The sequence below is a fragment of the Ideonella sp. genome, from assembly GCF_044358605.1.
In the GTDB taxonomy this organism is placed as follows: Bacteria; Pseudomonadota; Gammaproteobacteria; order Burkholderiales; family Burkholderiaceae_C; genus Ideonella.
In genome coordinates this window covers 31,218-56,214 of the sequence record NZ_JBIKNQ010000001.1, presented here as the reverse complement: position 1 = coordinate 56,214, position 24,997 = coordinate 31,218, and the positions used below count along the sequence as shown (strand labels likewise).

The window sequence follows — 24,997 nt, the reverse complement described above, 5'->3', positions numbered from 1 at the left end:
GACACATGAAACAAATCACTGCGCTGCTCCTGGCTCTACTGAGCTGTGGGGCTCAGGCCCAATCTGAGAAGTCTTGGGAGTTTGGTGCTGTGCTGGACTTGACGCACACCTCGCGTGCCTTGGCCTTAGGGATGCGGGACAAAGGTCTGCAACTCGGCCACAGCGATGTGACGGCCAGTGGCCCCTTAGGCGTGCACTTCCGAGGTCATGTTGGGGCCGTCTTCGCCACGCATGATGGCAAGCTGGAGAAAGGCATTGAAGACGCCTATGTAGAAACCACTTCTCTGCCCTACGGACTGCAGATGCGTCTTGGCCGATTTGCATCCCAAGTGGGCCATCTCAACCAGCAGCACATGCATGCTGACGACTTCACCGAAAGGCCTTTGCTTTACCGAGGTCTGTTTGGTGGCCACTGGAACGACGACGGCCTGCGCCTGAACGTGACCTTGCCCACCTCCTTTTACTGGATGGTCGGCGCCGAGGGCTTTCACGGCAAGAAGCTGGTCGCAGACAGCGTCTACCAAGGCAAGGCCCCTGGTGCCATGACATTGGTGACCAAGCTGGGGGCAGACCTCAACCGCTCGCACAGTTGGCAAATGGGTGTGTCTTACATCCACAACCGGCGTGAGGCACTGGCGCAAGAGGCGCATGAGGGCGAGGAAGAACACAGCCATACCGATGAAGATCATCATGGTCATGAACATGCGCATGGCGCCGAGTTCAGTGACCGCCACACTTGGATGCTCGACGCCACCTGGAAGTGGGCACCAGGGGGCAACAACCGCGAGCAACAGCTGAGGGTCAACTTTGAGGCTGCGCGCGTCACCGACTTGAACCGCTTCGCCAGCAACAAAGACAAACACGAAGCCAATGCCGTGTCTGTGGTGTATCGCTTTCATCCCAGTTGGGAAGTGGGCGCGCGCGCGGATTGGTTGAGGGTCTCGGTGCCGCATGGTGAGCACTTCCATCAGGCCTTGCTGCGCGAACGCTCTGTGATGTTGGCATGGAAGCCCACCCACATGCAGAGCTTGCGCCTGCAGGTCAGCCAGCAGCACGATGCGGTCAAGTTTGAAGCCCCCAGCTCCAGAACCGTGCAACTGCAATACGTGCTGGCTTTTGGAGCGCATGGTGCGCACGGCTTCTAAATGGCTGACGGCAGGCCTGATGAGCCTGAGCAGCGCCGCCCAGGCCTTCACCGTCTTCGCCTGCGAACCAGAATGGGCGGCACTGACCCGCATTTTGATGCCTCAGGCCACGGTGCATGTGGCCACCCATGCGGCACAAGACCCGCACCACATCGAAGCGCGCCCCAGCCTGATCGCGCAACTGCGCTCCAGCGATCTAGCGGTTTGTACAGGCGCAGGCCTTGAGGCCGGCTGGTTGCCCTTGCTACAACAGCGAGCAGGCCGGGCAGCCCCGTTGTTCGAGGCGGCGGATCATGTGGTGTTGATCGACGCACGCCCAGGCGCAGTGGCCCACCCTTGGGCTGGCGATGTCCATGCCGAAGGCAACCCTCACCTTCACACAGACCCTCACAAGCTGCTGGAGGTCAGCCAAGCGCTGGCTGAAGAGTTGGCCACGATGCGCCCTGCTGAACGGGCCGCGATCACCCAAAGAGCCGCGCACTTTGCAGCCCAGTGGCGCTCCTCCATCACGCGCTGGGAACAGCGGGCCGCGGCCCTCAAAGGTCGGCGTGTGGTCGTGCAGCATGCCAGTTTTGCTTACCTGTGGCGCTGGCTGGGCATGATTCCGCAGGTCGACCTGGAGCCTAAACCGGGCATGGCCCCCACCCCTGGCCATCTCCAACATTTGCTCAACAGCTTGCGATCCACACCCCCTTCAGCCATTGTCCTGGCCTCCTACCAAGACCCGCGCGCCGGCCGATGGCTGCAGCGCCAACTGCAGGTGCCTGTCCCGCTGCTGATCTTGCCTGCCACCGTCGAAGAAACTGCTGGCCAAGAAGGGCTGGTGAAGTGGATGGACACGGTCATCAACGAACTGTCGAAACTTGAATGATCCTCGCCGAGTTTTGGTTCATGGCGCCGCTGCTGGCCTTGCTGGCCGGTTTGTGGGCACTTGCGCCCTTGGGCCGTCAAGTCTTGCTGCGTGGCGTGGTCTTCATTGACCTGGCGGTCGCGCAGTCTGCGGCTGCCGCTGCCCTGCTCATCAGCGTATGGCTGGATCATCCAGAGACATGGTCGACGCAACTCGCAGCGCTGATCGGGGCCCTGGCGGCAGCAGGCTTAGTCGCTTGGCTGTCTCGGCGGGTGCCCACCCAGCGCGAAGCCTTGATCGGTCTGGTCTATGTGGCTGCAGCCTGTGTCGCCATGCTCAGCGCACGCGCTGATCCGCATGGCCGAGAGCGCATGGCCGAGTTGCTGGCCGCAGACGTCCTGTGGGTCACCTGGTCCCAAGCCTCTCTGTTGGCCGCATGCGCTGTGTTGGTCTGGCTGTTGCGGGGCCGCTGTTCAAGGGATACCTGGTTTTACCCCCTCTTTGCACTTGTGGCGAGCGTGGCCGTGCCGATACTGGGCTTGTTTGTTGTGTTCGCCTTGTTGATAGCACCGGCACTGTGGTGGCCTCAGGGCGCAGGCAGGGCCATGCTCGCTGCAGGCTGCACCTTGACGATGGGTCTGGGCATCAGTGGGTGGCTGGATGCGCCCAGTGGGGTGTGTGTGGCTTTGAGCTTAGCCGCCCTGGGTCTCGTGCGTGGCTTCGCCACTGGGGGTCAGGCCTTCGGCGACAGCCCATCAGCCAATGACCAGCGGTAGGCCCGCCACCCTGGCCACACGCTGGCTAAACCACCGGCCAGCACCACACTGAGCAAGAGTTGCACCTCGGTCGCTGAGGGTCGTCTGGCACTCAGGGCGAGGCCCCACTCGGCCTGCAACCAGGGTGCCAAGGTCAGCAAAGCGACGGCGCACAGTACGGCGCCCATCACCGCCCCGCATGCGGTGACGAGCAGCCCCTCCAGCACCAATAGCGAGAAGATGTGGCTGGGCCTGGCTCCAATGGAGCGCAGCACCGCTAACTCCCGGCGTCGCTGCTCCAGGCTGGTGGCAATCACGGCCACCAAGCCCGCCAGACTGACCACCCCCACCAACGCACTCATGGCCTTGAGCGCACGCTCACCCACGCCCATCAAGGACCACAGCTCATCCAGGGCCACCCCTGGCAGCACCGCCATCAAAGGCTCGGCCTTGAAGTCGGCGACGCGGCGCTGAACCCGAAACACGGCGGCCCGGGACTTGAGCCCCACCAAAGCGGCCGTCACGCTCTTGGGTCGGAGGTCATGCTGCAAGGCTTGCTCGGCTGAAACCGCGCGTCCTGGCAGCGGCACCCCCGCCACCCAGTCGAGATGAATAGCCTCCATGCCTTGCAGGCTGATGTGCAAAGAGCGGTCCACCGGCGTTGCTGTGGGGGCCAATATGCCCACCACCCGGAACGGCTTGTCGGTATGAGCCAGCTCTTCAATATCGCCACTGCCATGGTTGAGTGTCAGCGTTTGACCCAGGCTATAGCCCAGACGTGCAGCCACCTCCGCGCCCAACACCACATCGAACACCCCCTCAAAGCGCTGCCCTTGGGCGAGCTGCAAGGCCTGGTTTTGACCATAGCGAAAGTGCTCGAAATAGGCGGTAGAGGTCGCCACCACGGGGTAGCCCCGGTGGGAGTCCCCCAAGGAGATCGGCACCACCCAGGCGACGGCCTCATCGGCCTCTAAGGCCTCGACGCTGCTGTAGGCGATGTTCTGAGTGGCATCACCCACTCGGAACACGGCATACAGCATCAACTGCACAGAGCCGGATCGCGCCCCCACGATCAAATCGGTGCCAGAGACAGACAGGGCAAAGTTCTGCCGCACATCGTGCCGCAGCCGCTCTAGCCCCAAGAGCAAGAAAGTAGACAAGGCCACACTGACCAGCACCAAGGACAGGCCGAAGCGACGATGCCACGCACTGCGCCAGGCCAGAGACCAAATCAAGCGCATGAGTCGACCTCGACGCCTTCAGTGGGCGCTTGCAGTTGAGGCCACTCCAAGACTCGATCAAAGTGGCGCGCCAAGTGTCGGTCATGGCTGACGAACAGCACCGCACTGCCAGCCTGCTGACAGACCTGCATCAGCAAGCCCATGAAGGCATCGCGGCGCTGTTCATCCAAGGCCGACGTGGGCTCATCGGCCAGCACCACCTCAGGCTGCCCGATCAGGGCTCGGGCGGCCGCCACCCGCTGTTGCTGCCCCACCGACAAGGACACGGCCTCCCTGCCCCACAGTTCAGGGGCCATCTGCAAGGCGGCCAAAAGGCCCTCGGCCGCAACACGCTGTTGCTGGGCATCGCGCCCGGCACGTCGCGCCCGGCTGGGCGAGAGGCGACACGGCAGCAGCACGTTGTCCAGTACCGAGAGATAAGGCAGCAAATTGAACTGCTGGAACAGATAGCCCAGGTGATCAGCCCTGAACCGGTCGCGCTGCGCGGCACTCAAGGCCTGCCAGTCTTGACCCAAGCAGTGGACACGGCCAGCACTGGGCAAGGCCACACCGCTGAGCAAAGACAGCAAGCTGCTCTTGCCGCAGCCGCTCTCGCCTCTCAAGAACACCCGCTCGCCAAGCGCCACCTCCAAGTGGGGAATGTGGAACACATCGCTGCCAGCGCCCGGCCAGCGCAAGCGCACCCCACGCAGCGATAAGGCCACCGATCGCGTCTCTTGACTCATGCTGTCAACGGCTCAGCGACACCGTTTGGCGCGGGCGCTTGAGCACCGTCTTGTGTTGCCCTTTGGGCCCGGCCACCAGCACTTCAATGCGGCTGACCCGAGGATAGGCCGCCCACAAAGCTACCTCCAGGCTGGCCAAGGCCGCGGGCGATTGGCAAGTCCAGGTATAGCTGGCTTCTAGTTCCGCATGTTCCGCCTGAGCTGCGGCCCCCGCAGGGCCCTGCAGAACAGGCGCCATCACTTTGGCCTGCGACACACTGCATTGCGCCTGTGGTGAAGGCGCCAACAAGGCCGGGGCCTTGACAGGGTCTTGCCAGCGGGCCAAGACCGCCGCTGCGGCCTGTCTTTCAGCCTCGCTGCGGGGAGCCCGCTCAAAGCCCAAAAGATTGTCCAATGGCACTTCAGCGCTGACGCTCAACTGCGCGCCTTCTACCGTCACCAGCAGCTTCATCTCGCCGTGAACATGCGCCTTGTGCGCACTGGCCGCTGACACCCCCAGCGCCAGCGCCGATGCCAAACACCACTTCATGCCCTTGACCATATGCGCTCCTATGCGGTGAAGGCCGCCACCAGGGTGCGGGCATTGTGTTCCATCATGGCCAGATAGCTGCTGGCCGGGCCGCCTGGGCCCGACAAAGCGTCGGAGTACAAGGTACCGCCCACCCGAGAGCCAGACTCTTTGGCAATGCGCTCGATCAAGCGCGGATCGCTGATGTTTTCCAGGAACAAGGCCTTCACGCCGGATTGCTTGATTTGCCGGATCAGTCGCCCCACCGCTGCAGCCGAGGGCTCGCTGTGGGTGGTCCAGGCCTGAGGGGACAGAAAGGTCACGCCATAGGCCGCACCGAAGTAGGCAAATGCGTCATGCGATGTGATGGCTTTGCGCTGAGCGGCGGGAATGGCCGCCAAGTCTCGCCGAATGCGCTGATCGAGGTCTTGCACCTTCTGCCGATACTGCGCACTGCGCTGCTCGATCTGCGCCCGCTGAGCGGGCCACCGCTGCACAAAGGCCGCGCTGATGTTGTCCACATAGGTCAAGGCCAGCCCGAGATCCTGCCAGGCGTGAGGGTCTTCCCCGTGATGCCCGCCGCCGCGCGGCTTGATGCCACGGCTGGCGACCACCACCGGGCCACCATAGCCCGCAGCTTTCACCATGCGGTCTATCCAGCCTTCAAAGCCCAGCCCATTGACGACCACCACGTCGGCACGGGCCAGCCGTTTGGCATCTGCAGGCTTTGGCGCATAGACATGCGCGTCCGAATCCGCCCCCACCAACGCGGTCACCTCGCTGCCCAGCGGCGCGATCTCGCGCGCCATATCGGCCAACAAGGAGAAGCTGGCCACCACCGGGCCAGCGCCGCCGCTTTGCGCGGCTGCGGGCCAAAGCGCCCCGGCAGCCACCACCCCTAGCCCGCACTGCAGAGCCTGCCGTCTATCCATCAACATCCTGAACCTCACCGTTAACTTGACCGATCGGCAGGTCGGCGCATCAGCAAGCCCTCTCGCCGCCCGAATAACACCGACAAGACATAGACCCCACCGCACACGAGCACCACACTGGGCCCAGAAGGCAGCTCCAGGTGATAACTCAGCAACAAACCCAGGCCACCGGCGAACACCCCGATGACCGCCGACAAGACAAACATGGCCCCTAGGCCGGCCACCCAGAAGCGGGCCGCCAAGCCCGGCAACATCATCAAGCCCACGCCCATCAGCGTGCCCATGGCTTGAAAGGCGCTCACCAAATTCAGCACCAATAACACCATCAGCGCCATGTGGGCCCAAGCGCCTGGGCCTTGGAGGCTGCGCAAGAAGCCAGGGTCAAAACTCTCCAGCAGCAAGGGCCTGTACATCACCGCCAGGCTCAACAGCGTGACCGTCGCCACCAGCGCCATTTGCAGCAAAGCCGCATCGTCCACCGCCAACACGCTGCCAAACAGCAGGTGCATCACATCCACCGGGCTGCCCTTGAGGGACACCAGCAAGACCCCCAAGGCCAGGGCGATGATGTAGAACGCAGCCACACTGGCGTCCTCGCGCTGCGGCGTGCGCCGGCTCACCACCCCCGAGGCCAGCACCACCAGCAGGGCAGCCACCAAACCGCCCAAGCTCATGGCCACCAAAGACATGCCTGCCAGCAAATAGCCCGCAGCAGCTCCCGGCAAGACGGCATGCGCCATGGCATCGCCCACCAAGCTCATGCGTCGCAATATCAGCAAGCAGCCAATGGGCGTGGCCCCCAGTGACATGGCCAAGGTCGCCACCAGTGCGCGGCGCATGAACTCAAACTCCACGAAGGGGCCGAACAAGGCATCCATCATGCGGCGCGGCAGAGCATCTGCGAGGCCTCCCAGGCCTCGGCCTTGTGGCGCGCACGCTCCAAGTGCTCGGGCGTCAGCACTGACGCAGTCGCGCCCCACGCCACCCCTTCACGGGCCAAGATCAGCACCTCATCAAAGTGTTGCCGCACTTGCTCTAAGTCATGCAACACCGCCACAACGGTGCGCCCCTCATCCTTCCAACGGGCCAGCAACGCCAGCAGGTCCGCCGTGGTGCGTGCGTCCATCGCGTTGAAGGGTTCATCCAGCAGAATCAGTTGGGCGTCCTGCACCATCAGCCTGGCAAACAGCACACGCTGCACCTGCCCGGCCGACAACTCACTCATCCAACGCCACTCGAAGCCAGCCAGCCCCACAGCAGCCAATGCTTGCTGAAGGACTTGCTCATGCTCAGCCTTCACGCCAGCAAAGCAACCGATGCGTCGCCACAGCCCCATGGCCACGGTGTCACGCACCTGGATGGGGAAGCTGCGGTCCAAGGTAGAGACCTGGGACAAAGAGGCCACCCGTAGGCCCGACCGAAGCAGCACCTCGCCTTCGACACCCTTCAGCAGCCCCCCCACAGCCGCTAGCAGGCTACTCTTGCCGGCGCCATTGGGCCCTATCACGGCGGTCGCTTGGCCCGCGCGAAACTGGCCACTGAGGCGATGCACCGCGACCCGCCCCCGGTAGGAGACCGTCAGCTCGCGCAACACGACCGCAGCCTCGTCTGGCCCCATGAGTGCTGCCCTCATGACAAAGCCCAGATCACCGCCAGCCACAGGCACAGCAGCGGAACACTGACCCAGCACAGCCGCTGCCAGACACTGGCCGTCAGCATGGGCAAACCGCCCACTCAGGGGCCCAGCGCGTGGTTGGCAGCCCTGCTAGGCCCAGCAAGGCGCTGCGTTCTAGCCGGCTGTCGTCACGCAGGTCTGGCAGCGGCCGTACAGCGTCAGGTCGTGGTCTTCCACCACAAACCCGCTGGGCGCGAGGCGCGCCAGATTGCCAGGGCAAGCCATTACGTCGAACACGCGCTGGCAGTGCCGACACAAAAAATGATGGTGGTGTGCATGCCCCACCGTCTCGTAGCGCGGGTTCTCTCCCGGCAGGTGAACGCCCTGAATCACGCCCTCTTCGGCCAGCGCCTTCAGGCTGCGGTACACCGTGGCGATGCCCAGCCCAGGCACCTGCGTCTGTGCAGCCTCCAAGACCTCCTGGGGCAGCAAGGGTCGGCTGGCCTGTTGAATGACCTCTCGAATCGCGTTGCGCTGGCGAGTATTGCGTTCCATGCATGGAGTGTGCCGCAGCTTGATGGCTGAATAATGATAATGCCCTCTCATTATCGCCCATCGCAGCAGCCAGGCCCACCGCGCTGAAACTCGTCGCCGTGCGCCATGCCGAAGTGCGGGTCCTACGACGCCCTCTTGGCCACCCTCGCGCCGGGCTTCAGCGTCGCGCCACGCACCTCAAACCTCAGGCTTTGAATCTCCCGCCCATCGGCAGCGCGCAGCACCAAACTGTGCCGCCCCGGCCAAGGCGCCCAGGCCAAGGTGGGCTGGGCGGCGGTGGTGCGGCCCAGGCGTTGGCCGTTGAGCCACCACTCGCCCGGCTCACCATCCAAGACAATGCGCTGCACGTCGGGCGGCATGTCCGGGTCCAGCGCATAGATGCTGCCGCCCACCGGGCTCTTGATGCCAAAGCGCGGTGCGGCCGCCCCCGTACGCGCGGCGGCTTGGCTGCTGAGCGCTGCAACACCTTCTGGCTCTGAGCCAGGCAGGAACCACTCACTGCGCAGGGCTTGGCCGGGCTGTTGCACGGCCACCTGCACCACACCGCTGGGCGGCACGGGCGGTACAGAGGGCTGGCCCTCTCGCAGGCGCTGCACCACGGCATTCCAAATGGGCGCCGCGCCGGTGGTGCCGCTGACCCGCTGCATAGGCGTGCCTTGCGCATTGCCCACCCAAACGCCCACGGTGTAGTGGCTGGTGAAACCGACGCACCAGTTGTCGCGCATGTCTTTGCTGGTGCCGGTCTTCACCGCCGCAAAGCCGCGCGTGACCAAGGGGCTGTCCAGGCCAAAGGTGGGCGCACGGGCCGCGTTGTCGGCCAGCATGTCTCCCACCATAAAGGCCACCTCCGGGCTGAAGACGGCCTGCGTGGCAGGTGTGCGCGGCTGGGGCTTGCTGGGCGCCGAGGGTACCTGGCCAGCCGCTGCCGTCCAGGGTGACCATCGTCCTTGCTGGGCCAGGCTGCGATAAGCGTTGGTGAGATCCATCAGGCTGAGCTCAGCGCTACCCAGCGCCAACGCATAGCCATGAAAGCCGCCGCTGTGGCTGAGCTTCAAGCCCAGGGCATTGAGGCGGTCAAACAAGGCATCAGGCCCGACCATGGCGCCCACCTGCACCGCCGGGATGTTGAGGCTGCTGGCCAGCGCCTCGCGCACCGGCACCCAGCCGCGATAGCGGTGGTTGTAGTTCTGCGGCAGGTAAAGCCCAGCGCCGGCCGCCAACTGGGTGGGCGCGTCATGCAAAAGGCTGGCGGGGGTGATGAGCCGCCGCTCCAGCGCCAAGCCATAGACAAAGGGTTTGAGCGTGGAGCCGGGTTGGCGGCGCGCCAGTGCGGCGTCGACGTCAGGTGCGCCAACGGTGGCTTTAGGGCCTGCACCGCTGACAGGTGCCTGGCTCATCAGACCGGGAGAGCCGACCCAGGCCCGGACCTCGCCAGTCGCGTTGTCCAACACCACCACCGCGCCATCGGTCACCTGGCGCTGCTGCAACTCCCCCAATTGATCGCGCAGCGCGCGCAAGGCCAGGCGTTGAAGGCGTGCATCCAGCGTACTGGGAATCTGCGCGGGCCAGGCCTGAGCCAGGGCGCCCACCGTGGTCTCGGCCAGGGCCTCGTCCGCTAGAGCCATGCTGGGGCTGCCCGACTTGGCTCGCTGCTGCGCCACCGTCTGGGCCCAGAGCCAGCGTGCCGCATGGGGTGCCACCTGCTCGCCCAGCGGCCGCACACCCGGCCGCGCAAAGGCATTGGCCGTCAACAGCGGCAGGCCGTGACAGCGGGGGTCTTGCAAGGCTTGGGCCGCTGCTTGCTCGGCCTGGCCCGCCAGCGAGCGCAGCAGGCCACAGGCGCGGGCCGACACCAGCTCAGCATTGGCGTTAGGCGCACGCACCAGCGCCGCCAAGATGGCCCCCTCTTGCGCATCCAAGCCGCTGGGGTGTTTGCCGAACATGGTTTGCGAGGCGGCCGCCACGCCCACCATCTCGCCACGCAAGGGCACCAGGTTGAGATAGGCCTCCAGAATCTCGCTCTTGCGCCAGCGCGCTTCCAGCTCCCGCGCGGCCGACATTTGCGAGACCTTGCCCAACACCGAACGCCCACCGGCAGGCCGTGCCAGATCCGCATCCAACAAACCCGCCAACTGCATGGTCAGCGTGGAGCCGCCTTGAGTGCGCTGGTTCAGGGTGTTTTGCCAGGCACTGCGGGCCAAGCCCGTCCAATCGACCCCGCTGTGCTGCCAAAAGCGCTTGTCCTCGCCATGCACCAGGGCGGCCATCAGCGCGGGCGAGACCTCCGTCAGCGGCACCCAGCCCAAACGCCGTGCGCTGCCATCCACCCGCACCGTTTGAAGCACCACACCGTGGCGGTCGAGCACGGGCAGGTCGGAGGGCCGCCAGGCTTGGCGTACGGCGCTGAAGCCGGGCACGGCCGCAGCAGCGCTACAGAAAGCAGCCAAGAGAGCGGCAGCAATGCAACAGCGCTCTCGGCGATGCCTCCTCATGATGCTCATCCAAAATCTCTGGGAGTGAATCAGCGAACGATGGGCACGAAGATGGGAATCTGAATCCGCCCATCACTTGCCCCACCCAGCGACTCGACTTTGGTACCTTCAGCAATGGCCTGACTGATGGGATTCGTCGCAAGGACCGGGAACTTCGACTTGAGAAACGGAATATCACGTCCAGCGTTCTCACTCAGAGTCACCTCGGCTGCAGTGGTGAGCTTTCCTACCTTTGCCTTCTCAACGAAATGAAAGCTGCCCAGATAGACTGACTGCCCTGCGGCCACAGAGAACTCAATACCCGTAGGCTTTGTGGACCACACATTGCCAGCACCTTGGCTGATCTGCCAAGACCTGATGATGTAAGTGCCTGCCGGCAGTTCGATCGCAAAGGCCGACCCCTTTTGCTTGAGATCAGCATCGAGAGGCTCGCCTTTGAACACATAGCTCAGATTCATGGTTTGTGATTCACCATGCTGAACTTGATAGCGCTCGCGCCCACTTTTCTCTTCGATATGGACGCGATATGCGCCATAACCGCCTTGATAAGTGATCGTTCCGGCCGCTATGCCCTTGCCAGACTTTTGATCCAGCACGTGCCCGGGCTGAATGTTCGGCGTAGCGCAGGCCGACAACAACACAGTAACCAAAGACAATACCAGCCATCTCATCACGTCATCTCCTTGGAAACAGTTTTGGTCGCTTGGGGCCAGAGCCGGCCGCTCGCACCACCACCTCAGGCGTGGATGTATTTGGCGAACACATCGCCAAAGTCACGCTTGGTGTAGCTCACCAACACGGCCGTGTTCAGGCTCTTGAGCAGGTCTTGGAACTGGGCCGAGATGGCTTCTGGGCTCGCCACTTCATTGAGCTTGTAGAGCGATGACACCGCCCCCAAGGCCAGCGGTGCGTTGTCGCGGCAGGTTTCGTCGGCACGCTGGCGTTTGCCAATGCTGATCAGGGCTTTGTAGATGTCTTTGAGCTGCTCGATGAAGGTCTTGCGCACATCGATGCTGAAGACTTCGCCGCCGATGGCGAACTTCAACTCAACGTCCATGTCGATGGTGCCGGCGGTCTCCAACGTCACGTGCTCGATCTGCTCGGTGGCGTATTCATAGCGCTTGATCGAGCGCTTGGAAGACACGGCCGAGTCGCCGTCCACATGGATCAATGCAAAGTTGGTGAAGCAGTACTCGTCCTTCTTGGACTTGATGAGGAAGAAGATCTTCTCGCCGTCTTCATGGAACAGGTAGTCGTCGGCGTCCACGCTGCCGAAATCTTTGGGTTCGACGATGACGCCGATATCGCTCAGGCCCAGGGCCTCGGATGCAAGTCTCTTAAACACAGTTGTCGCTCCTAGAAGAGTTGGAAGTGATCAGGGCATGGATCTCGCCCTTGGGGAAATGGTGACCTTAGGGGGTCACCTTGAACACAGCGTTAGGCCGCTCGGCAAAGCTATCGGGCGCATACATGCCCTCGATGCGGGTGGGCGGCAGGTTGAAGCTGCCGCTTTGGTTCAGGCGCACGGTGTACTCCACCACATGCTGGCCTTGCGGCAGCCATTGCCACACGCCGCGCCAAGCGTCTGCACCGCGCTCCACATAGGTCGGGGCCCAGCCCTCTGCCTTTTTGCCTTCGCCTTGGGTGGCGATTTGCGAGTCCCCGCCCAAGCCGCTAGCCAAAACGGTGGCCCCGGTGGGAATTGGGTCGCTCAGCGCCGCCCAAGCCATGTCGGCGCGGGCGTTGATGGTCAGGCGAATGCGCATCACATCGCCCTTGCTCCATTGGCCGCTGGTCTTTTGGCTCACGGCCTCCACACTGCGCTGCAAGCTGTAGCCCGCCTCCAGCGGGGCCTTCGGCGGCACGGCGGCCAAGGTCTGCACGGTCAGCCAGGGCTTGCCCGTACCTTGCTGCTGGGCTTGCAGGGCCGCTGGGCTGGTTGCGGGCCAGGGCAGCATTTGCGTGCTGCCTTTGGGCTCGGCCGCCCAGTCGGCGGTTTTGCTGGTGGCACCCAAGGTCAGCAAGGTGGTGCCGGCCACGGGCGTGCGCTCAAACAGGCTGCTGAAGCGGCGCATGGCCAAGGTGCCCCAGGCGTTGGCCGTGGTGGTGAGCCAGGCGCCGCGCTGCTGGCGGCCCAAGGCCCCCAGCACCAAGCGTGGCATGTCGGCCTGCCAGTCCGCCTGGTCAGCAAAGGCCAGCACCAAGCGGTTGGCATTGCTGTCTGGGCTGTCCATCAACCACCACCAGTAGTCGCTGCCCTCGGTGGTGAAGCGCAACGCCGTACCGCTGACATCCAGGCGGCTACGCAGCAGGTTGCTGGCCTCTTGCAGCAGGCGCGCGCGGTCCGGAATGGTGCCCACGCGGCGCAGCACCAAGGCCCAGTCGATCAGCGCCGCCGTGGGCCACTGCGCGGGGTTGATCTGCAAGGACCCCAGGTGCTTGGCTTGGGCTCGGCCATGGCGCGATAGGGCCTCCAAAGCGGCCAGCTTGCGAACATCCAGGTCGGCCTTGGGCGCGTTGAAGCGGCGCTCCAAGCGGCCTTCCACAAAGGCCTGCAGGCCATCGAGCATGCGGCTGCGCGCAGCATCAGGCAGCGGCCAGGCACTCTCGTCCGACAGCGCCAGCAGATAAGCCGTGAGGCGGTCGCTGCCGCCTGACGCATCGCTGCTGCTAGGCGGGTAGTAATGGGCCAAGCCGTCGATGTCCAAGTAGCCGGGCAGGTCGGCCATCACCGCTGTCCAAGCCGCTTTGTCGAGCAGGCCCACGGCGCGCGAGCTGCGTTGCTCCAAGCAAGTGTAGGGGTACTGCTCAAAGTAGCGACGCACGCCCGGCATGGCCCCCGCCAGCGTCGGCTGCAAGCTGGCCTGCACACCGCCGCGCTTGGGCGCGCCCGGCTGGTCCGTCACACCCAGGGCATCCGCCGGTGCGGCCACGGCCACGCTGGTGGGCGCCGCCGCTTGAACCTGTTGGATGCTGGCCGACCAGATGCGCAAGGGCACGGCAGGCAGCAGGGTTTGGGTCACCGCCAGTTGGTCTTTGGCCGAGCCTTGGCTGTCGCGGGCACTGCCCACCCAGCGCACAGTGGCTGGCCCCTCACCCAAGCCATGCCCCACCGTGGGCAAGGTCACCGGCCACGTCACTTCCACGGCCGCCCCAGCGGCCAAGTTCACCGTCTTGGCGGGCAGAGCCAAGGGCTCGCCGCCGCTAACCTCGCCGCGCAGCGTAGCCTCCACCGTCATGGCCTTGGCTGTGGTGTTGCGCAGCGTGAAGCCGGCATCGAACTGGTCGCCCTCACGCCCCACCAAGGGCAGGCCGGCCAGCATCTGAAGGTCTTGGCTGACGCTGATGGTGGTGTGGCCGGTGCCAAACACATCATGCAGCGTTTCACCACCGCGCTTCACAGTGGCATCAGCCACGGCCACCAAGCGGAACTTGGTAAGCGAATCATTGAGCGGCACCTCCAACTGCGCTTGGCCGTTGGCGTCCAAGGTCACGTCGGCCCGCCACAGCAGCAGGGTGTCGAACAACTCTCGCGTCGGGTTGCGCCCACCGCCACCGCCCGCGGGCACAGCCTTTTTGCCGTAGTGGCGCCGGCCGATGATCTCGCCCTGCGCGGTAGAGGTCTCTACCCCCCAGCCCCGCTGCTGCATCATCGCGTCCAGCAAGTTCCAAGAGTCATTGGCTTTGAGCGACAAGAGGCTTTCGTCCACCGCCGCAAAGGCCACGCTGGCACCTGCTGCAGGCTGGCCACCGCGCGTCACCCGCACCGTGACCTTGGCCTTGTCGCGCACGGCGTAGCTGGCTTTGTCGGCCGTGACGCTGACGTCCAGTTGGTGCTCGGCCAAGCCAATGCGCAGGGCCGCCACACCCAGCTTGAAACTGGGCTTGGAGAGGTCCACCATCGCGGTCGGCGCTTGGTAGTCCACGCCTTCATGGCGCCAAGCCTGCCACCATTCACTGGGCGACTGCCAGCCCCAGGTGAAGAAGGAGTACCAGGGCACATCCCGCACGCGGCCGCGCAGCACCATCACGCTGACATAGACATTCGGCGCCCAGCTCTGCTCGCCCGTCGCTTTAGGAATGGGCAGCTCGATGATGGGTTTGTCGCCGCGCAACTGAACAATGCGGGTGTCCAAAATGCCCTCGCGCTCAATCGACACCAGGGCCGTGGCCTCGCGGTAGGGCATGCGCACTTGCAGGCGGGCGGTTTGGCCGGGTTGCAATTCGGCTTGCTCGGCCAGCACGTCGATGCGGTCATCGTTATCTTGGGCAAACCAGTTGTCGCCCTGGCCCGTCAGCCAAATCGACAGCCCGGCTTTGGCCACACGCTTGGCCTCGTCTTTGGCCTCCACCACCAGTTGGATCTCACCGGGCTCTTGGCCCAGGTCGGCATCACAGGCGGCCAAGCCCTTCTCGTCGGTCTTGGCCTCGCAGACCACGCCTAGGTCTTTGCTGTTCTCGTGGTGCTCATAGGCATAGAAGCCCCCCACCAGGCGCTTGCGGGTAGAGACCATCTTCATCAGCTTGGCCCGCACTTGCACGGCTTGGCCTGCCAGGGGCTTGCCCTCGGTGTTCAGCACCACCGCCTGCAGCGCGGTGGAGCCACCCTTGGTGACCCAACTGCGCGAGCGCAAGCCCGCCACCACACTGCTGGGCCACAAGGCCACGGTTTGGCGCACGGTTTGCACTTCGCCACTCGGGTCGTTGAAGCTGACCTCGGTCAGCAGCTCGGCCGGACGTTCGGTCTTGGGCAGGTTCTTGACCTGCACCTTGGCCGCGCCGTTGGCGTCGGTGCTCAAGGGCTGTTGGGCCAGCAGAATGCGTGCGCCCTCGTCTTGCTCAGGCGTCTCGGCGCTGTCGTCATCCATCTCCTGGCCCACACGGCCCGCGCGCGGCAGGTCAAAGCTGAAGTCGCTGTAGCCCGCAAAGCTGGGCGTGCGGTCGCGCAGCAGGGCCGACACCGCCGTGCGGGCCTGGGCCATCACGCCCCCGGCAAAGACATTGAGCTGCAACTCCAAGGCGGTCTCGGCCACCGCCACTTGCGGGGTCTTGGGCCCGCTCAAGCGCGCATCAATGACCGGCAGGCGGAAGGCCTCCACCCGGAATTGGCCCGAAGACCAGCGCTCATTGCCATAGGCCAGGGCCACGTCATAGACCCCCAACTTGGCCGTGGCCGGAATGGCCCACTGCCCAGCAGCGTGGCCTTTGCCGGTGGGCCAATTCAGCGGCAGCTCGGTCTCTTCACCGCTGCCTGCGTGGGTCAGCACCACCTTGGTGGGCGCACCCACCGCCAGGGGCAACTTCAGGCCGCGCGCCGTTTGCTGGCGCACGTAATGCTTCATGTGCACCGTCTCGCCCACGCGGAACAAGCTGCGGTCCATCACGGTGTGAGCGACGGTGTCAGGGGTGGAGCCCGAAGCCAGAGGTTGGTTGAAGCGCCAGGGGTCAATGCCGCCCATCCAGTCGCTGAAGGTGAAGGCCATGTCGGGCCGGCCGGCTGCGTCCGGCGCACGGGCGCTGACAAACCAGGCTTGACGCGCCAAGCATTGCTCATGCTGATCATTAGAAAAACCACGCGGGATGCGGGCCAAGCCTTTGTCGTCCGTTTTGCCTGCCCACACTTCTTTGCCTCGGCAATCGCTGACGGCCACGGCGGCGTTCGCCACCGGCTTGGCACGGTCTAGCGTGGTCACCCAGACCAGCGAGTTCTCACGCCCGCGCTTGAAGTGCACGCCCAGGTTGGTGACCAGCGCGCCGGTGCGCACATACATAGGCGCAGGGTTGGCCAGCAAGGCCTTGCCGAGCAGGCGCGACTCGACCTCCACCAAGTGATAGCCTGGCTGGGGCAAGGGGATGCCCAGCACCTCAAACGGCCGCACCTCGCCCGCTTTGCCATCCAACATCGGCAGCTTGGCGGTTTGAACGCCGGTTTCGCTGAGCAGCAGGCTGGCTTCGCGGGTGCCGATCTCGCGCTCGCGGCGCACTTTTTTCTCGCGGCCTTGGCCGTCGGTGACGGTCTCCATGACTGTCCATTGGTCGGCTGGCCAGCCAGCATCTTTGGCAGTGATGGTGTTCTCGTGGAAACGATCCACCCGGCCCAGCCAGCGCAGGATCTCAAAGTCTGAGGCCGCCGCGTCGATGCGCTTGATGCGCACCTGGCCCGACCCCGTCAGCCCGCTCAAGTCAGACTGCACATGCCTCACCGTGACGGGCAGCATGGCGATCTCGCCGCCCTTTTGGTCAGATTCCAGAATGCCAAAAGGTGCGGCCGCAAACTTGGCCAGCGGCGGCATGGCGCCCGTGGCCGTGGCCAGCGGGAAGCTGGCCGCATTGGCCAGCGCGCGCCCGGACTGGTCCTTCAAGTTCGCGGGCATCACCACGCTGAGCTTGGCGTTCACCGGCAGCGGTGCGGCAAAGCTCACCTCGCTGACGGTCTGGGCGTCGCCGTCTTTCTCCAACTGAGCCTTCAGGGCGGAGCCGCCTTGCACCTCCACGGTCAATTTGGCCGCCACCTCGCGCGGCACGGGGCTGCTGAAGCGCACCACCAGCGGCCGCAGCGGCATGCAGGGCGCCTGGGCCCGCTCGCGCTCGCAAGAGAACTCGGCCTCAAAGCGCTGGCGCACCGTCCACTCCAAACGCTGAATGGTCTTGGTGGCCACGGCGCCTTGGGTGCCCACAATGCCCGCACCCCAGACTAGGCGCACTTTGGCGTCGGCGGCAAACGGGCGCTGGCAGGCTAGGAGCAGCACGCGGTCGGCCACGTCCTTGAGCTGATAGCGCTTGAGCAACTCATCTCTGAGCGCCCCCGTGATGGTCTTGACGCTCAGTCGCTCTCCCAGGCCGTCCACCTCGCACCAGGTGTTCTTGGCCAGGCTCGCGGGCTGCACCGGGCCGGTGAGTTGCACCAAGAAGTGCTGCTCTTCCTCAATGCGCGCCCAGGCTGACGGCCACACCTGGGCAATGGCGGGGCCACTGGTGCTGAAGGTATGGGCCACCGCAGCCGGGGCCGTCGCGCCGCTCAGGCCGGGCTTCCAACCAGGGGCCAAGGCCACCTCGCAGCGCTGGCCTGCGGCCAAGGGCTGGGGCAGGTCCAGCACCCATTCTTTGCCGGCCAACCAGCGGGAGTTGCCCTCCACCACTTTGCCTTCGCAGCGCAGCACGGCGGGCGCGGGCAAGCGCGGGTCGCCCTGGGGCACCACATCGGTATCAAAGCGCCAGCGCACTTGCTTGACCACCGGAGTTTCGCCCTGCGGCGTCAGCGTGGTGACTTTGGCGGCCTGCGCCGCCAAGGGCAAGACCGCGCCCAACACTCCCCCCATCCACCAAACCCAGCGTGCTGCTTTTTTCATCGTTGTGCTCCTCAGATGGGTCAGGAGTGTAGAAGGCGCCTGTTTCGCCTTGATGCCACGTTGCGACGCGCGGTGTGCGATCTTGCAGATGCAGGCGCATCACCCCCTAATTCATCAGTTCGCTCCCCCACGCTTTTGCTGGAATAAGGGCGTGGCCTGCCCAGCCCGGTGTGGGCCCCCACGATCTGGATGGAGGTGTCCCATGTCCACATCGAACGCCCTGGCGCTGAGCGCGCCACCCGCACTGCCCGTGGCCCGCATGCGCAATGTCTACCGCGAGGAAGACGTGGCCCGCAAAATGGCCAAGCTGCCTTCGCAAGAACACGAAGCCCTGCGCGCCATCTACGAGCGCATGCTGGACAAAGGCGCCCAGCGCTTTCAGGTCAAGCCCTCAGGCTTGCCGGCCATGCAACACCTCTACGACGAGCTACCCAACTTCCATGAGGTGCTCGATGACGTGAAGCGCCAACTGGCGCTGTGCGACGGCAGCGGCGACGCGCTGGAGTTCACCCCCATGCTGCTGCTGGGCCCACCCGGCATTGGCAAAACCCATTTCGCCCGCGAGTTGGCGCAGTTGCTGGGCACGGGCATGGGCTTCTTGTCGATGAGCGCCCTGACCGCCGGCTGGTTGCTTTCAGGCGCGTCTAGCCAATGGAAGGGCGCCAAGCCCGGCAAAGTGTTTGAAACCCTGGTGGATGGCGACTATGCCAACCCGGTGATGGTGGTGGACGAGATCGACAAGACCCGCGCCGAGCAGGCCTATGACCCGCTGGGCTCGCTCTACAGCCTGCTGGAGCATGACACGGCCAAGGCCTTCATCGACGAGTTTGCCGAAGTCGCCGTGGATGCCTCCCAAGTGATCTGGGTGGCCACCGCCAATGACGCGCGCAGCATCCCCGAGCCCATCTTGAACCGCATGAATGTGTTTGAGGTCGAGATGCCCGACTTCGCCGCCGCCCGCAGCATTGCCCAGCGCCTTTACGAAGGCATCCGCAGCGAGCACGACTGGGGCAAGCGCTTTGAAGACCATGCCCGCGACGACGTGCTGGACGCCCTGGCCGCCATGCCCCCGCGCGAGATGCGCCGCGCCTGGATGACCGCCTTTGGCAACGCCCGCCTGGCCGGGCGCGAGCAGGTGCAGGTGGCGGATTTGCCGGTGGCGCATGGGCGCAAGCGGCAGATCGGGTTTGTGCACTGAGCCTGGAACGCGCGGGGACTATCATCCCCGCCATGCCCGCCTCCCTTGATAACCGCCTGGTGGTCGCGCTCTCCTCGCGCGCCTTGTTCGACTTTGAAGAAGAAAACCGCGTCTTCGAGGCCGGGGATGACCGGGCCTATATGCGCTTGCAGTTGGAGCGCCTGGAAGTGCCGGCCAAACCTGGCGTGGCTTTCTCGCTGGTGCGCAAGCTGCTGGCCTTCAATGCCGAGACGCCGCAGGTTGAGGTGGTGATCCTGTCGCGCAATGACCCAGCCTCGGGCTTGCGGGTGTTTCGTTCGGCCCAGCACTATGGGCTGCCGATTGAGCGTGGAGTCTTCACCCGCGGCGAATCGCCATGGCGCTACCTGCGGCCCCTGAAGGCGCATTTATTCCTCTCCACCAACGAGCCCGATGTGCGCGAGGCCTTGGCGGCCGGGGTGCCGGCTGCGCGGGTCTATCCCCACTCTGCACGCGCCTCGGAGGCCCACCCTCAAGAAGTGCGTATCGCCTTTGACGGCGACGCCGTGCTGTTCTCGGACGAGGCCGAGCGCGTCTTCCAAGCGGCGGGCCTGCAGGCCTTTCAGCAGCACGAAACCCGCCAGGCCCTGACGCCTCTGCCCCCCGGCCCTTTCAAGCCCCTGCTCGACGCCCTGCACCGCCTGCGCGGTGACGCCAACAGCGGCATGCGCCTGCGCACCGCCCTGGTCACGGCCCGCAGCGCCCCGGCCCACGAGCGCGCCATTCGCACCCTGATGGGCTGGGAAGTCGAGGTCGACCAAGCCCTGTTCCTGGGCGGCCTGCCCAAGGGCGAATTCCTGCGCGAGTTCGAGCCCGACTTCTTCTTCGACGACCAAACCGGCCACTGCGATAGCGCCGCACCCCATGTACCGGCGGGGCATGTGGCGGCGGGGGTGAGTAATGCCTGAGCTGCGATGCCGAACCTCCACATCACCGCCTTGACGCTTGAGACACAGGCGGGCGCACGAGACTTGATACGCCGTGTCTGGCGCGAGCACTTTGGCGACCATCCCGACCCTTTGGTGCGGGAGTACATGGAGGATGAGCGGGTGATGGACGCCGTGTCACCCGACCACTATTCGGCGCAACATGGCTTGTTCTTGGTGGCTTGTGAGCGACCCCAGGGCCGGGCTGCGCCCAGCCCGCCACCGGCAGGGGTCGAGAAAGCTGGGGGCAGCCCGTCACTTTTTTGTGAAGCGGGCACCGTGGTCGGCTGCGGCGGGGTACGGCTGATGACCGACGGTCGGCATGAGTTCCAGCGCCTGTACGTGGCCGCCACGCACCGCCGCTTAGGGCTTGCCGCCCGCATCATGTCCGACTGCACCGCGTTTGCGCGTCAGCAAGGGGGCCACACCCTATGCCTCAGCTCCAACAAAGCGCTGACGACCTCGCATCAGTTTTATCGGCAACTGGGCTTCGAGCCTACCGCCGCTTGGGACCCAGAGATCGAGCCCTATGCCTACTTCTTCCAACGATCGATCTGAGTCTGAGTTGGCCCGCTGATGCGGGACAATACGGGGCATGACTGCTGCCCCCACCTCCCTCACCCTCATCCGCCCCGACGACTGGCACCTGCATCTGCGTGATGGTGCCGCCCTGGCGGCCGTGCTGCCCGGCACAGCGCGCCAGTTTGGCCGTGCCATCGTGATGCCCAATTTGCGCCCGCCGGTGACCACCACCGAACAGGCGATGGCCTACAAGGCGCGCATCTTGGCGGCGTTGCCTGCGGGCCTGAACTTTGAGCCGCTGATGACGCTGTATCTGACGGACAACACGCCGCCGGAAGAGATCGCCCGGGCCAAGGCGGCCGGGGTGGTGGCGCTCAAGCTCTACCCGGCCGGGGCCACCACCAACAGCGATGCGGGCGTGACGGACATCCGCAAGACCTACAAGACGCTAGAGGCCATGCAGCGCGAAGGCGTGCTGCTCTTGGTGCATGGTGAAGTGACCGACTCGGCCATTGACTTGTTCGACCGCGAGGCGGTGTTCATTGACGAGGTGATGATCCCGCTGCGGCGCGACTTCCCTGAGTTGAAAGTGGTGTTCGAGCACATCACCACCAAAGAGGCGGCACAGTACGTGGCCCAGGCCGGTGCCCACACCGCCGCCACGCTGACGGCGCACCACTTGCTCTACAACCGCAATGCCATCTTCATGGGCGGTTTGCGGCCCCACTATTACTGCCTGCCGGTGCTCAAGCGCGAGGTGCATCGCCAAGCTTTGGTGGCAGCCGCCACCAGTGGCTCCGACCGCTTTTTCTTGGGCACCGACAGTGCGCCGCATGCGTCGGTGATGAAGGAGGCGTCGGTCTGCGGCGCGGGCTGCTTCACCGCGCTGTCGGCCCTGGAGTTGTATGCCGAGGCCTTTGAGGCCGCCGGGGCCTTGGACAAGCTCGAAGGCTTTGCCAGCCTGCACGGCCCGGCCTTCTACGGCCTGCCCGTCAACACTGGCACCGTGACCCTGTTGCGCCAACCTTGGACGCTGCCCGAGAGCATTCCCTTTGGCGAGGCCAGCCTCAAGCCCCTGCGCGGCGGCGAAACCCTGGCGTGGCAGTTGAATGCCTGAACCAGGTCGACTGGCAAGCCCCCTGGCTCGCGCCACTGGCCAAGCTGGGCGCGCCCGTGGCGCAGGCTTGGGGCCAGGGCCAGCCAGTGGCCGAAGCCCTGAATGCCGCCCTGGCGACGCAGTCTGCCCCGGCTCAGGCCAGTGCAGACGCCCTGCCCAGCCCCAACGGCCTGCCGCTGTGCGTGCCGCAAAGCAGCCTGCCGCCCGGTGAGGCCTACGAGGCCTTCATACGCCGCACGGGGCATCTGCCCACGCGGGACAACCGGCATGATTTTTTCAATGGCCTGATGTGGCTGCACCAGCCCGCCTGGAAGCTGCGGCTCAACCGCCTGCAGGCCGAAGCCATCGCCGCCCAGGGCGCGCCCACCACCCGCGGCCCGCTGCGCGACGCACTGACGCTGTTTGATGAAAACGGTGCCGTACTGCAAGTCCCGGCACCGCTGCTGGCGGCCTTGCGCGAGCGGCGCTGGCACGATCTTTTTGTGACCCACCGTGCGCTCTGGCGCGAAGCCCGCTTCACCCTGGTGGGCCATGCCCTGCTGGACAGCTTGTGCACCGCCCCGCGGAAAGGCCTGACGGCCCATGTGCTGCTGGCCGACCCACTGAGCTTGAGTACCCAGGACTGGGCCCAAAAGCCCTTTTGCCCACTGCCGGTGATGGGCTTACCGGGCTGGTGGACGGACGGTCCGCAGGACGCGGCGTTTTACGCGGATGCAGGCGTGTTCAGGCCGTCGGCAAGAAGCCTTCCACCGACAGGTAACGCTCACCCGTGTCGTAGTTGAAGCCCAGCACGCGGCTGCCTGCAGGCAGCTCGGGCAGCTTTTGCGCAATGGCGGCCAGGGTGGCGCCGCTGGAGATGCCCACCAGCAAGCCTTCTTCGCGGGCGCTACGGCGGGCGTACTCCCGCGCGGCCTCGGCCTCGACCTGGATCACGCCGTCCAGCAGTTCGGTCTTCAGGTTCTTGGGCACAAAGCCTGCGCCAATGCCCTGGATGGGGTGCGGGCTGGGCTGGCCGCCCGAGATGACGGGCGAGGCGCTGGGCTCCACCGCAAACACTTTGAGCTGAGGCCACTTTGCCTTGAGCGCCTGGGCCACGCCCGAGAGGTGGCCACCGGTGCCAACGCCAGTGATGATGACGTCCAGGCCTTCGGGAAAGTCCGCCAGGATCTCTTGCGCGGTGGTGCGCACATGCACCTCAATGTTGGCGGGGTTTTCAAATTGCTGCGGGATCCAGGCGCCGGGCGTGCTGGCGGCCAGCTCTTCCGCCTTAGCAATGGCGCCCTTCATGCCCTTTTCGCGCGGGGTCAGCTCAAAGCTGGCGCCATATGCCAGCATCAGGCGGCGGCGCTCGATGCTCATGCTGTCGGGCATCACCAAAATCAGCTTGTAGCCCTTGACGGCGGCCACCAAGGCCAGGCCCACACCGGTATTGCCCGAGGTGGGCTCGCTGATGGTGCCACCGGCCTTCAGCTGCCCACTGGCCTCGGCTGCCTCGACCATGGCCAAGGCGATGCGGTCTTTGATAGACCCACCCGGGTTGCCGCGCTCGGACTTGACCCACACCTCGGCGGCATCGCCAAACAGGCGGTTGATGCGGATGTGCGGGGTATTGCCAATGGTGGCAAGAACGTTGGAGGCTTTCATGGGCGGGGTCTCGATGCAAAACGACAAGAGGCGCTGATGATGCCGGATCAGCCGGCGCTTGTCGCCCATGAGCTTCTGCCCAAAAGGCATAAGGCAGTGAGAATCCTGAGACTGAACAACCAAACAATCCCATTGCGCCACTTGCGCGCCTGGGATGCCCAAGCCACATCCACATGAACCGAGCACTGAAGGCCTTGCTCACGGCCCAGGCGCTGTCCATCTTCGGTAGCGCCATAGCGGCCATCGCCATTCCTTGGTTGCTGCTTGAGGGCCAGGTGAGTCCGCTGCAGATGTCGTGGATTTTCATGGCGCAGTCTGGGGCTGCGCTGCTGGCTGCCTTGATAGGCACCTCGCTCATGAACAAGTTTGATAGGCGGGATCTTTATGTCGGCTGCGATGTGTTTTTGGCGGCTGCTTCAGCCTGCTTGATCGCGATGATTGCCGCAGACTGGCTCAATCCGGTCGTGATCGCGATCGTGTTGGCCAGTGTGGCGGTGATCTCGGCATTTTCAGAGGCCGCAGGCTTGGCCATCGTCCCGGCGCTATTGCCGGGCAGCAGCGTCAGCCCTCATCGCGTCAACGGCATGATCGGAAGTTTTCACAATTTCGGCGACCTTGCCGGGCCGGCCATTGGAGGTTGGGTGGTCGCCTTGCTGGGCTGTGCAGGGGCGCTGGCCTTGGATGCAGCAAGCTTTGTGCTCTCGGCTGTGCTTTTCATGCTGTTTGTGCCCCGACTGGGCCTGCCCACTGCTGGCCAAGCACACAGAGCACCGAACAGCTGGACAGATCAATGGTCAGGCGTCCGTGCAATCGCTGCGTCAAGGCTGTGGCGCAGCGTCACCGTCGTCAGCGCGGTGGTCAATATGGTGGCCACGCCACTCTTGGTGCTGCTGCTGCCAGTCATTGTCAAGGGCGAGGGTGGCAGCGCTCAAGGCCTGGGAAGCCTGCTCTCATGCTTTGGCGCTGGCACCTTGCTGTCTTCAGTGCTCTTCTCCGCTTTGCGTGTCGCCCCGAGGCCGTGGTTGGGCTTGATGGGCTCGTTGCTGTTGGCCGCCTCAGCCTTACTTGCGCTGCCCTGGCTGACGGGCCTTGGGATGTACGCCTCGATGCTCGCACTGGGGCTGGCCATAGGCTATCTAGGCCCTCTGGAGCAAACCTTGATGCAAGTTCACGCCGACCCGCAAAACACTGGCAGCATCTTGCTCGCCTATTCAGCGCTGCGAACACTGCTGGTGCCCATAGGGTTCTTCGCCGTGGGTCTTGCAGTCACGCACTTCGGCATCGATGCTGCTTGCTGGATGCTGGGTTCCGCACTTTTTGTGACACTGGCCTCACTGCTTCTTTCTTCAGTGAAGCGTCCCATCGAGTCCGTCTAAGGTCTGCTTGCATGGGACAATCCCGCTCG

At 64.8% G+C, this 24,997-nt stretch carries 21 protein-coding genes; 9 read left to right on the top strand and 12 right to left on the bottom strand.

The genetic code is table 11. From position 1 onward, the window contains the following. Positions 1-5 precede the first annotated feature (5 nt). The 3 genes from ACIQ3Q_RS00275 to ACIQ3Q_RS00265 are packed head-to-tail and all read left to right on the top strand — an operon-like array spanning position 6 to position 2,771. Positions 6-1,145: a hypothetical protein gene (locus ACIQ3Q_RS00275; RefSeq protein WP_396266938.1), complete on the top strand. Its 1,140-nt coding sequence runs from the start codon at positions 6-8 to the stop codon at positions 1,143-1,145. After that, on the top strand, positions 1,126-2,016 hold the full coding sequence (locus ACIQ3Q_RS00270; protein ID WP_396266937.1) for a metal ABC transporter substrate-binding protein: 891 nt from the start codon (positions 1,126-1,128) through the stop codon (positions 2,014-2,016). Before ACIQ3Q_RS00275 ends, ACIQ3Q_RS00270 begins: the two co-directional genes overlap by 20 nt. Continuing rightward, positions 2,013-2,771 (top strand): metal ABC transporter permease, encoded by a 759-nt coding sequence (locus ACIQ3Q_RS00265; RefSeq protein WP_396266936.1) that lies wholly within the window; start codon positions 2,013-2,015, stop codon positions 2,769-2,771. The genes ACIQ3Q_RS00270 and ACIQ3Q_RS00265 overlap by 4 nt, the downstream gene beginning before the upstream one ends. Here ACIQ3Q_RS00265 and ACIQ3Q_RS00260 read toward each other — a convergent pair. The 11 genes from ACIQ3Q_RS00260 to ACIQ3Q_RS00210 all read right to left on the bottom strand — a co-directional run bounded on the left by ACIQ3Q_RS00260 (position 2,729) and on the right by ACIQ3Q_RS00210 (position 18,167). Beyond that, on the bottom strand, positions 2,729-3,991 hold the full coding sequence (locus ACIQ3Q_RS00260; RefSeq protein WP_396266935.1) for an ABC transporter permease: 1,263 nt from the start codon (positions 3,989-3,991) through the stop codon (positions 2,729-2,731). The genes ACIQ3Q_RS00265 and ACIQ3Q_RS00260 overlap by 43 nt on opposite strands. Next, a complete protein-coding gene (locus ACIQ3Q_RS00255; protein WP_396266934.1) occupies positions 3,982-4,716 on the bottom strand; it encodes an ATP-binding cassette domain-containing protein in 735 nt (244 codons plus the stop codon). Before ACIQ3Q_RS00255 ends, ACIQ3Q_RS00260 begins: the two co-directional genes overlap by 10 nt. A gap of 4 nt (positions 4,717-4,720) precedes the next feature. Continuing rightward, positions 4,721-5,245 (bottom strand): DUF2796 domain-containing protein, encoded by a 525-nt coding sequence (locus ACIQ3Q_RS00250; RefSeq protein WP_396266932.1) that lies wholly within the window; start codon positions 5,243-5,245, stop codon positions 4,721-4,723. Positions 5,246-5,265: 20 nt separating this feature from the next. Next, the gene (locus ACIQ3Q_RS00245; RefSeq protein WP_396266930.1) at positions 5,266-6,162 is read right to left on the bottom strand and encodes a metal ABC transporter solute-binding protein, Zn/Mn family; all 897 of its coding nucleotides are present in this window, start codon (positions 6,160-6,162) and stop codon (positions 5,266-5,268) included. Positions 6,163-6,176: 14 nt separating this feature from the next. After that, positions 6,177-7,034 (bottom strand): metal ABC transporter permease, encoded by an 858-nt coding sequence (locus ACIQ3Q_RS00240; RefSeq protein WP_396266929.1) that lies wholly within the window; start codon positions 7,032-7,034, stop codon positions 6,177-6,179. After that, positions 7,034-7,789, bottom strand: a complete 756-nt coding sequence (locus tag ACIQ3Q_RS00235; RefSeq protein ID WP_396266928.1) for a metal ABC transporter ATP-binding protein — start codon at positions 7,787-7,789, stop codon at positions 7,034-7,036. The genes ACIQ3Q_RS00240 and ACIQ3Q_RS00235 overlap by 1 nt, the downstream gene beginning before the upstream one ends. A 156-nt stretch (positions 7,790-7,945) precedes the next feature. Next, a complete protein-coding gene (locus ACIQ3Q_RS00230) occupies positions 7,946-8,326 on the bottom strand; it encodes a Fur family transcriptional regulator (RefSeq protein WP_396266927.1) in 381 nt (126 codons plus the stop codon). 122 nt (positions 8,327-8,448) lie between these two features. After that, positions 8,449-10,773 (bottom strand): penicillin-binding protein 1C, encoded by a 2,325-nt coding sequence (pbpC, locus tag ACIQ3Q_RS00225; RefSeq protein WP_396266926.1) that lies wholly within the window; start codon positions 10,771-10,773, stop codon positions 8,449-8,451. Between the two features lie 74 nt (positions 10,774-10,847). Continuing rightward, positions 10,848-11,489: a hypothetical protein gene (locus tag ACIQ3Q_RS00220; protein WP_396266924.1), complete on the bottom strand. Its 642-nt coding sequence runs from the start codon at positions 11,487-11,489 to the stop codon at positions 10,848-10,850. Positions 11,490-11,554: 65 nt separating this feature from the next. Continuing rightward, complete coding sequence (locus ACIQ3Q_RS00215; protein ID WP_396266923.1) at positions 11,555-12,163, bottom strand: PH domain-containing protein; 609 nt, start codon at positions 12,161-12,163, stop codon at positions 11,555-11,557. Positions 12,164-12,230: 67 nt separating this feature from the next. Continuing rightward, on the bottom strand, positions 12,231-18,167 hold the full coding sequence (locus tag ACIQ3Q_RS00210) for an alpha-2-macroglobulin family protein (protein ID WP_396266921.1): 5,937 nt from the start codon (positions 18,165-18,167) through the stop codon (positions 12,231-12,233). A 202-nt stretch (positions 18,168-18,369) separates the two neighbouring features. Between ACIQ3Q_RS00210 and ACIQ3Q_RS00205 the strand changes: the two genes are divergently transcribed. Genes ACIQ3Q_RS00205 through ACIQ3Q_RS00185 form a run of 5 tightly spaced genes read left to right on the top strand, consistent with a single transcriptional unit; the run spans position 18,370 to position 22,730 of the window. Further along, complete coding sequence (locus tag ACIQ3Q_RS00205) at positions 18,370-19,365, top strand: AAA family ATPase (RefSeq protein ID WP_396266919.1); 996 nt, start codon at positions 18,370-18,372, stop codon at positions 19,363-19,365. A gap of 32 nt (positions 19,366-19,397) precedes the next feature. Further along, on the top strand, positions 19,398-20,291 hold the full coding sequence (locus tag ACIQ3Q_RS00200; RefSeq protein ID WP_396266917.1) for a 5'-nucleotidase: 894 nt from the start codon (positions 19,398-19,400) through the stop codon (positions 20,289-20,291). 6 nt (positions 20,292-20,297) lie between these two features. Continuing rightward, entirely contained in the window at positions 20,298-20,867 is a 570-nt protein-coding gene (locus tag ACIQ3Q_RS00195; protein WP_396266915.1) for a GNAT family N-acetyltransferase, read from the top strand. A gap of 37 nt (positions 20,868-20,904) precedes the next feature. Beyond that, entirely contained in the window at positions 20,905-21,948 is a 1,044-nt protein-coding gene (gene pyrC / locus ACIQ3Q_RS00190; RefSeq protein ID WP_396266913.1) for a dihydroorotase, read from the top strand. Continuing rightward, on the top strand, positions 21,930-22,730 hold the full coding sequence (locus tag ACIQ3Q_RS00185; protein WP_396266911.1) for a DUF3025 domain-containing protein: 801 nt from the start codon (positions 21,930-21,932) through the stop codon (positions 22,728-22,730). Before pyrC ends, ACIQ3Q_RS00185 begins: the two co-directional genes overlap by 19 nt. Here ACIQ3Q_RS00185 and cysK read toward each other — a convergent pair. Then, positions 22,672-23,592, bottom strand: coding sequence for a cysteine synthase A (gene cysK, locus ACIQ3Q_RS00180; protein WP_396266909.1), 921 nt, complete (start codon positions 23,590-23,592; stop codon positions 22,672-22,674). The two genes, ACIQ3Q_RS00185 and cysK, sit on opposite strands and share 59 nt — an antisense overlap. A 173-nt stretch (positions 23,593-23,765) precedes the next feature. Between cysK and ACIQ3Q_RS00175 the strand changes: the two genes are divergently transcribed. Then, on the top strand, positions 23,766-24,968 hold the full coding sequence (locus tag ACIQ3Q_RS00175) for an MFS transporter (RefSeq protein ID WP_396266907.1): 1,203 nt from the start codon (positions 23,766-23,768) through the stop codon (positions 24,966-24,968). Positions 24,969-24,997 lie beyond the last annotated feature (29 nt).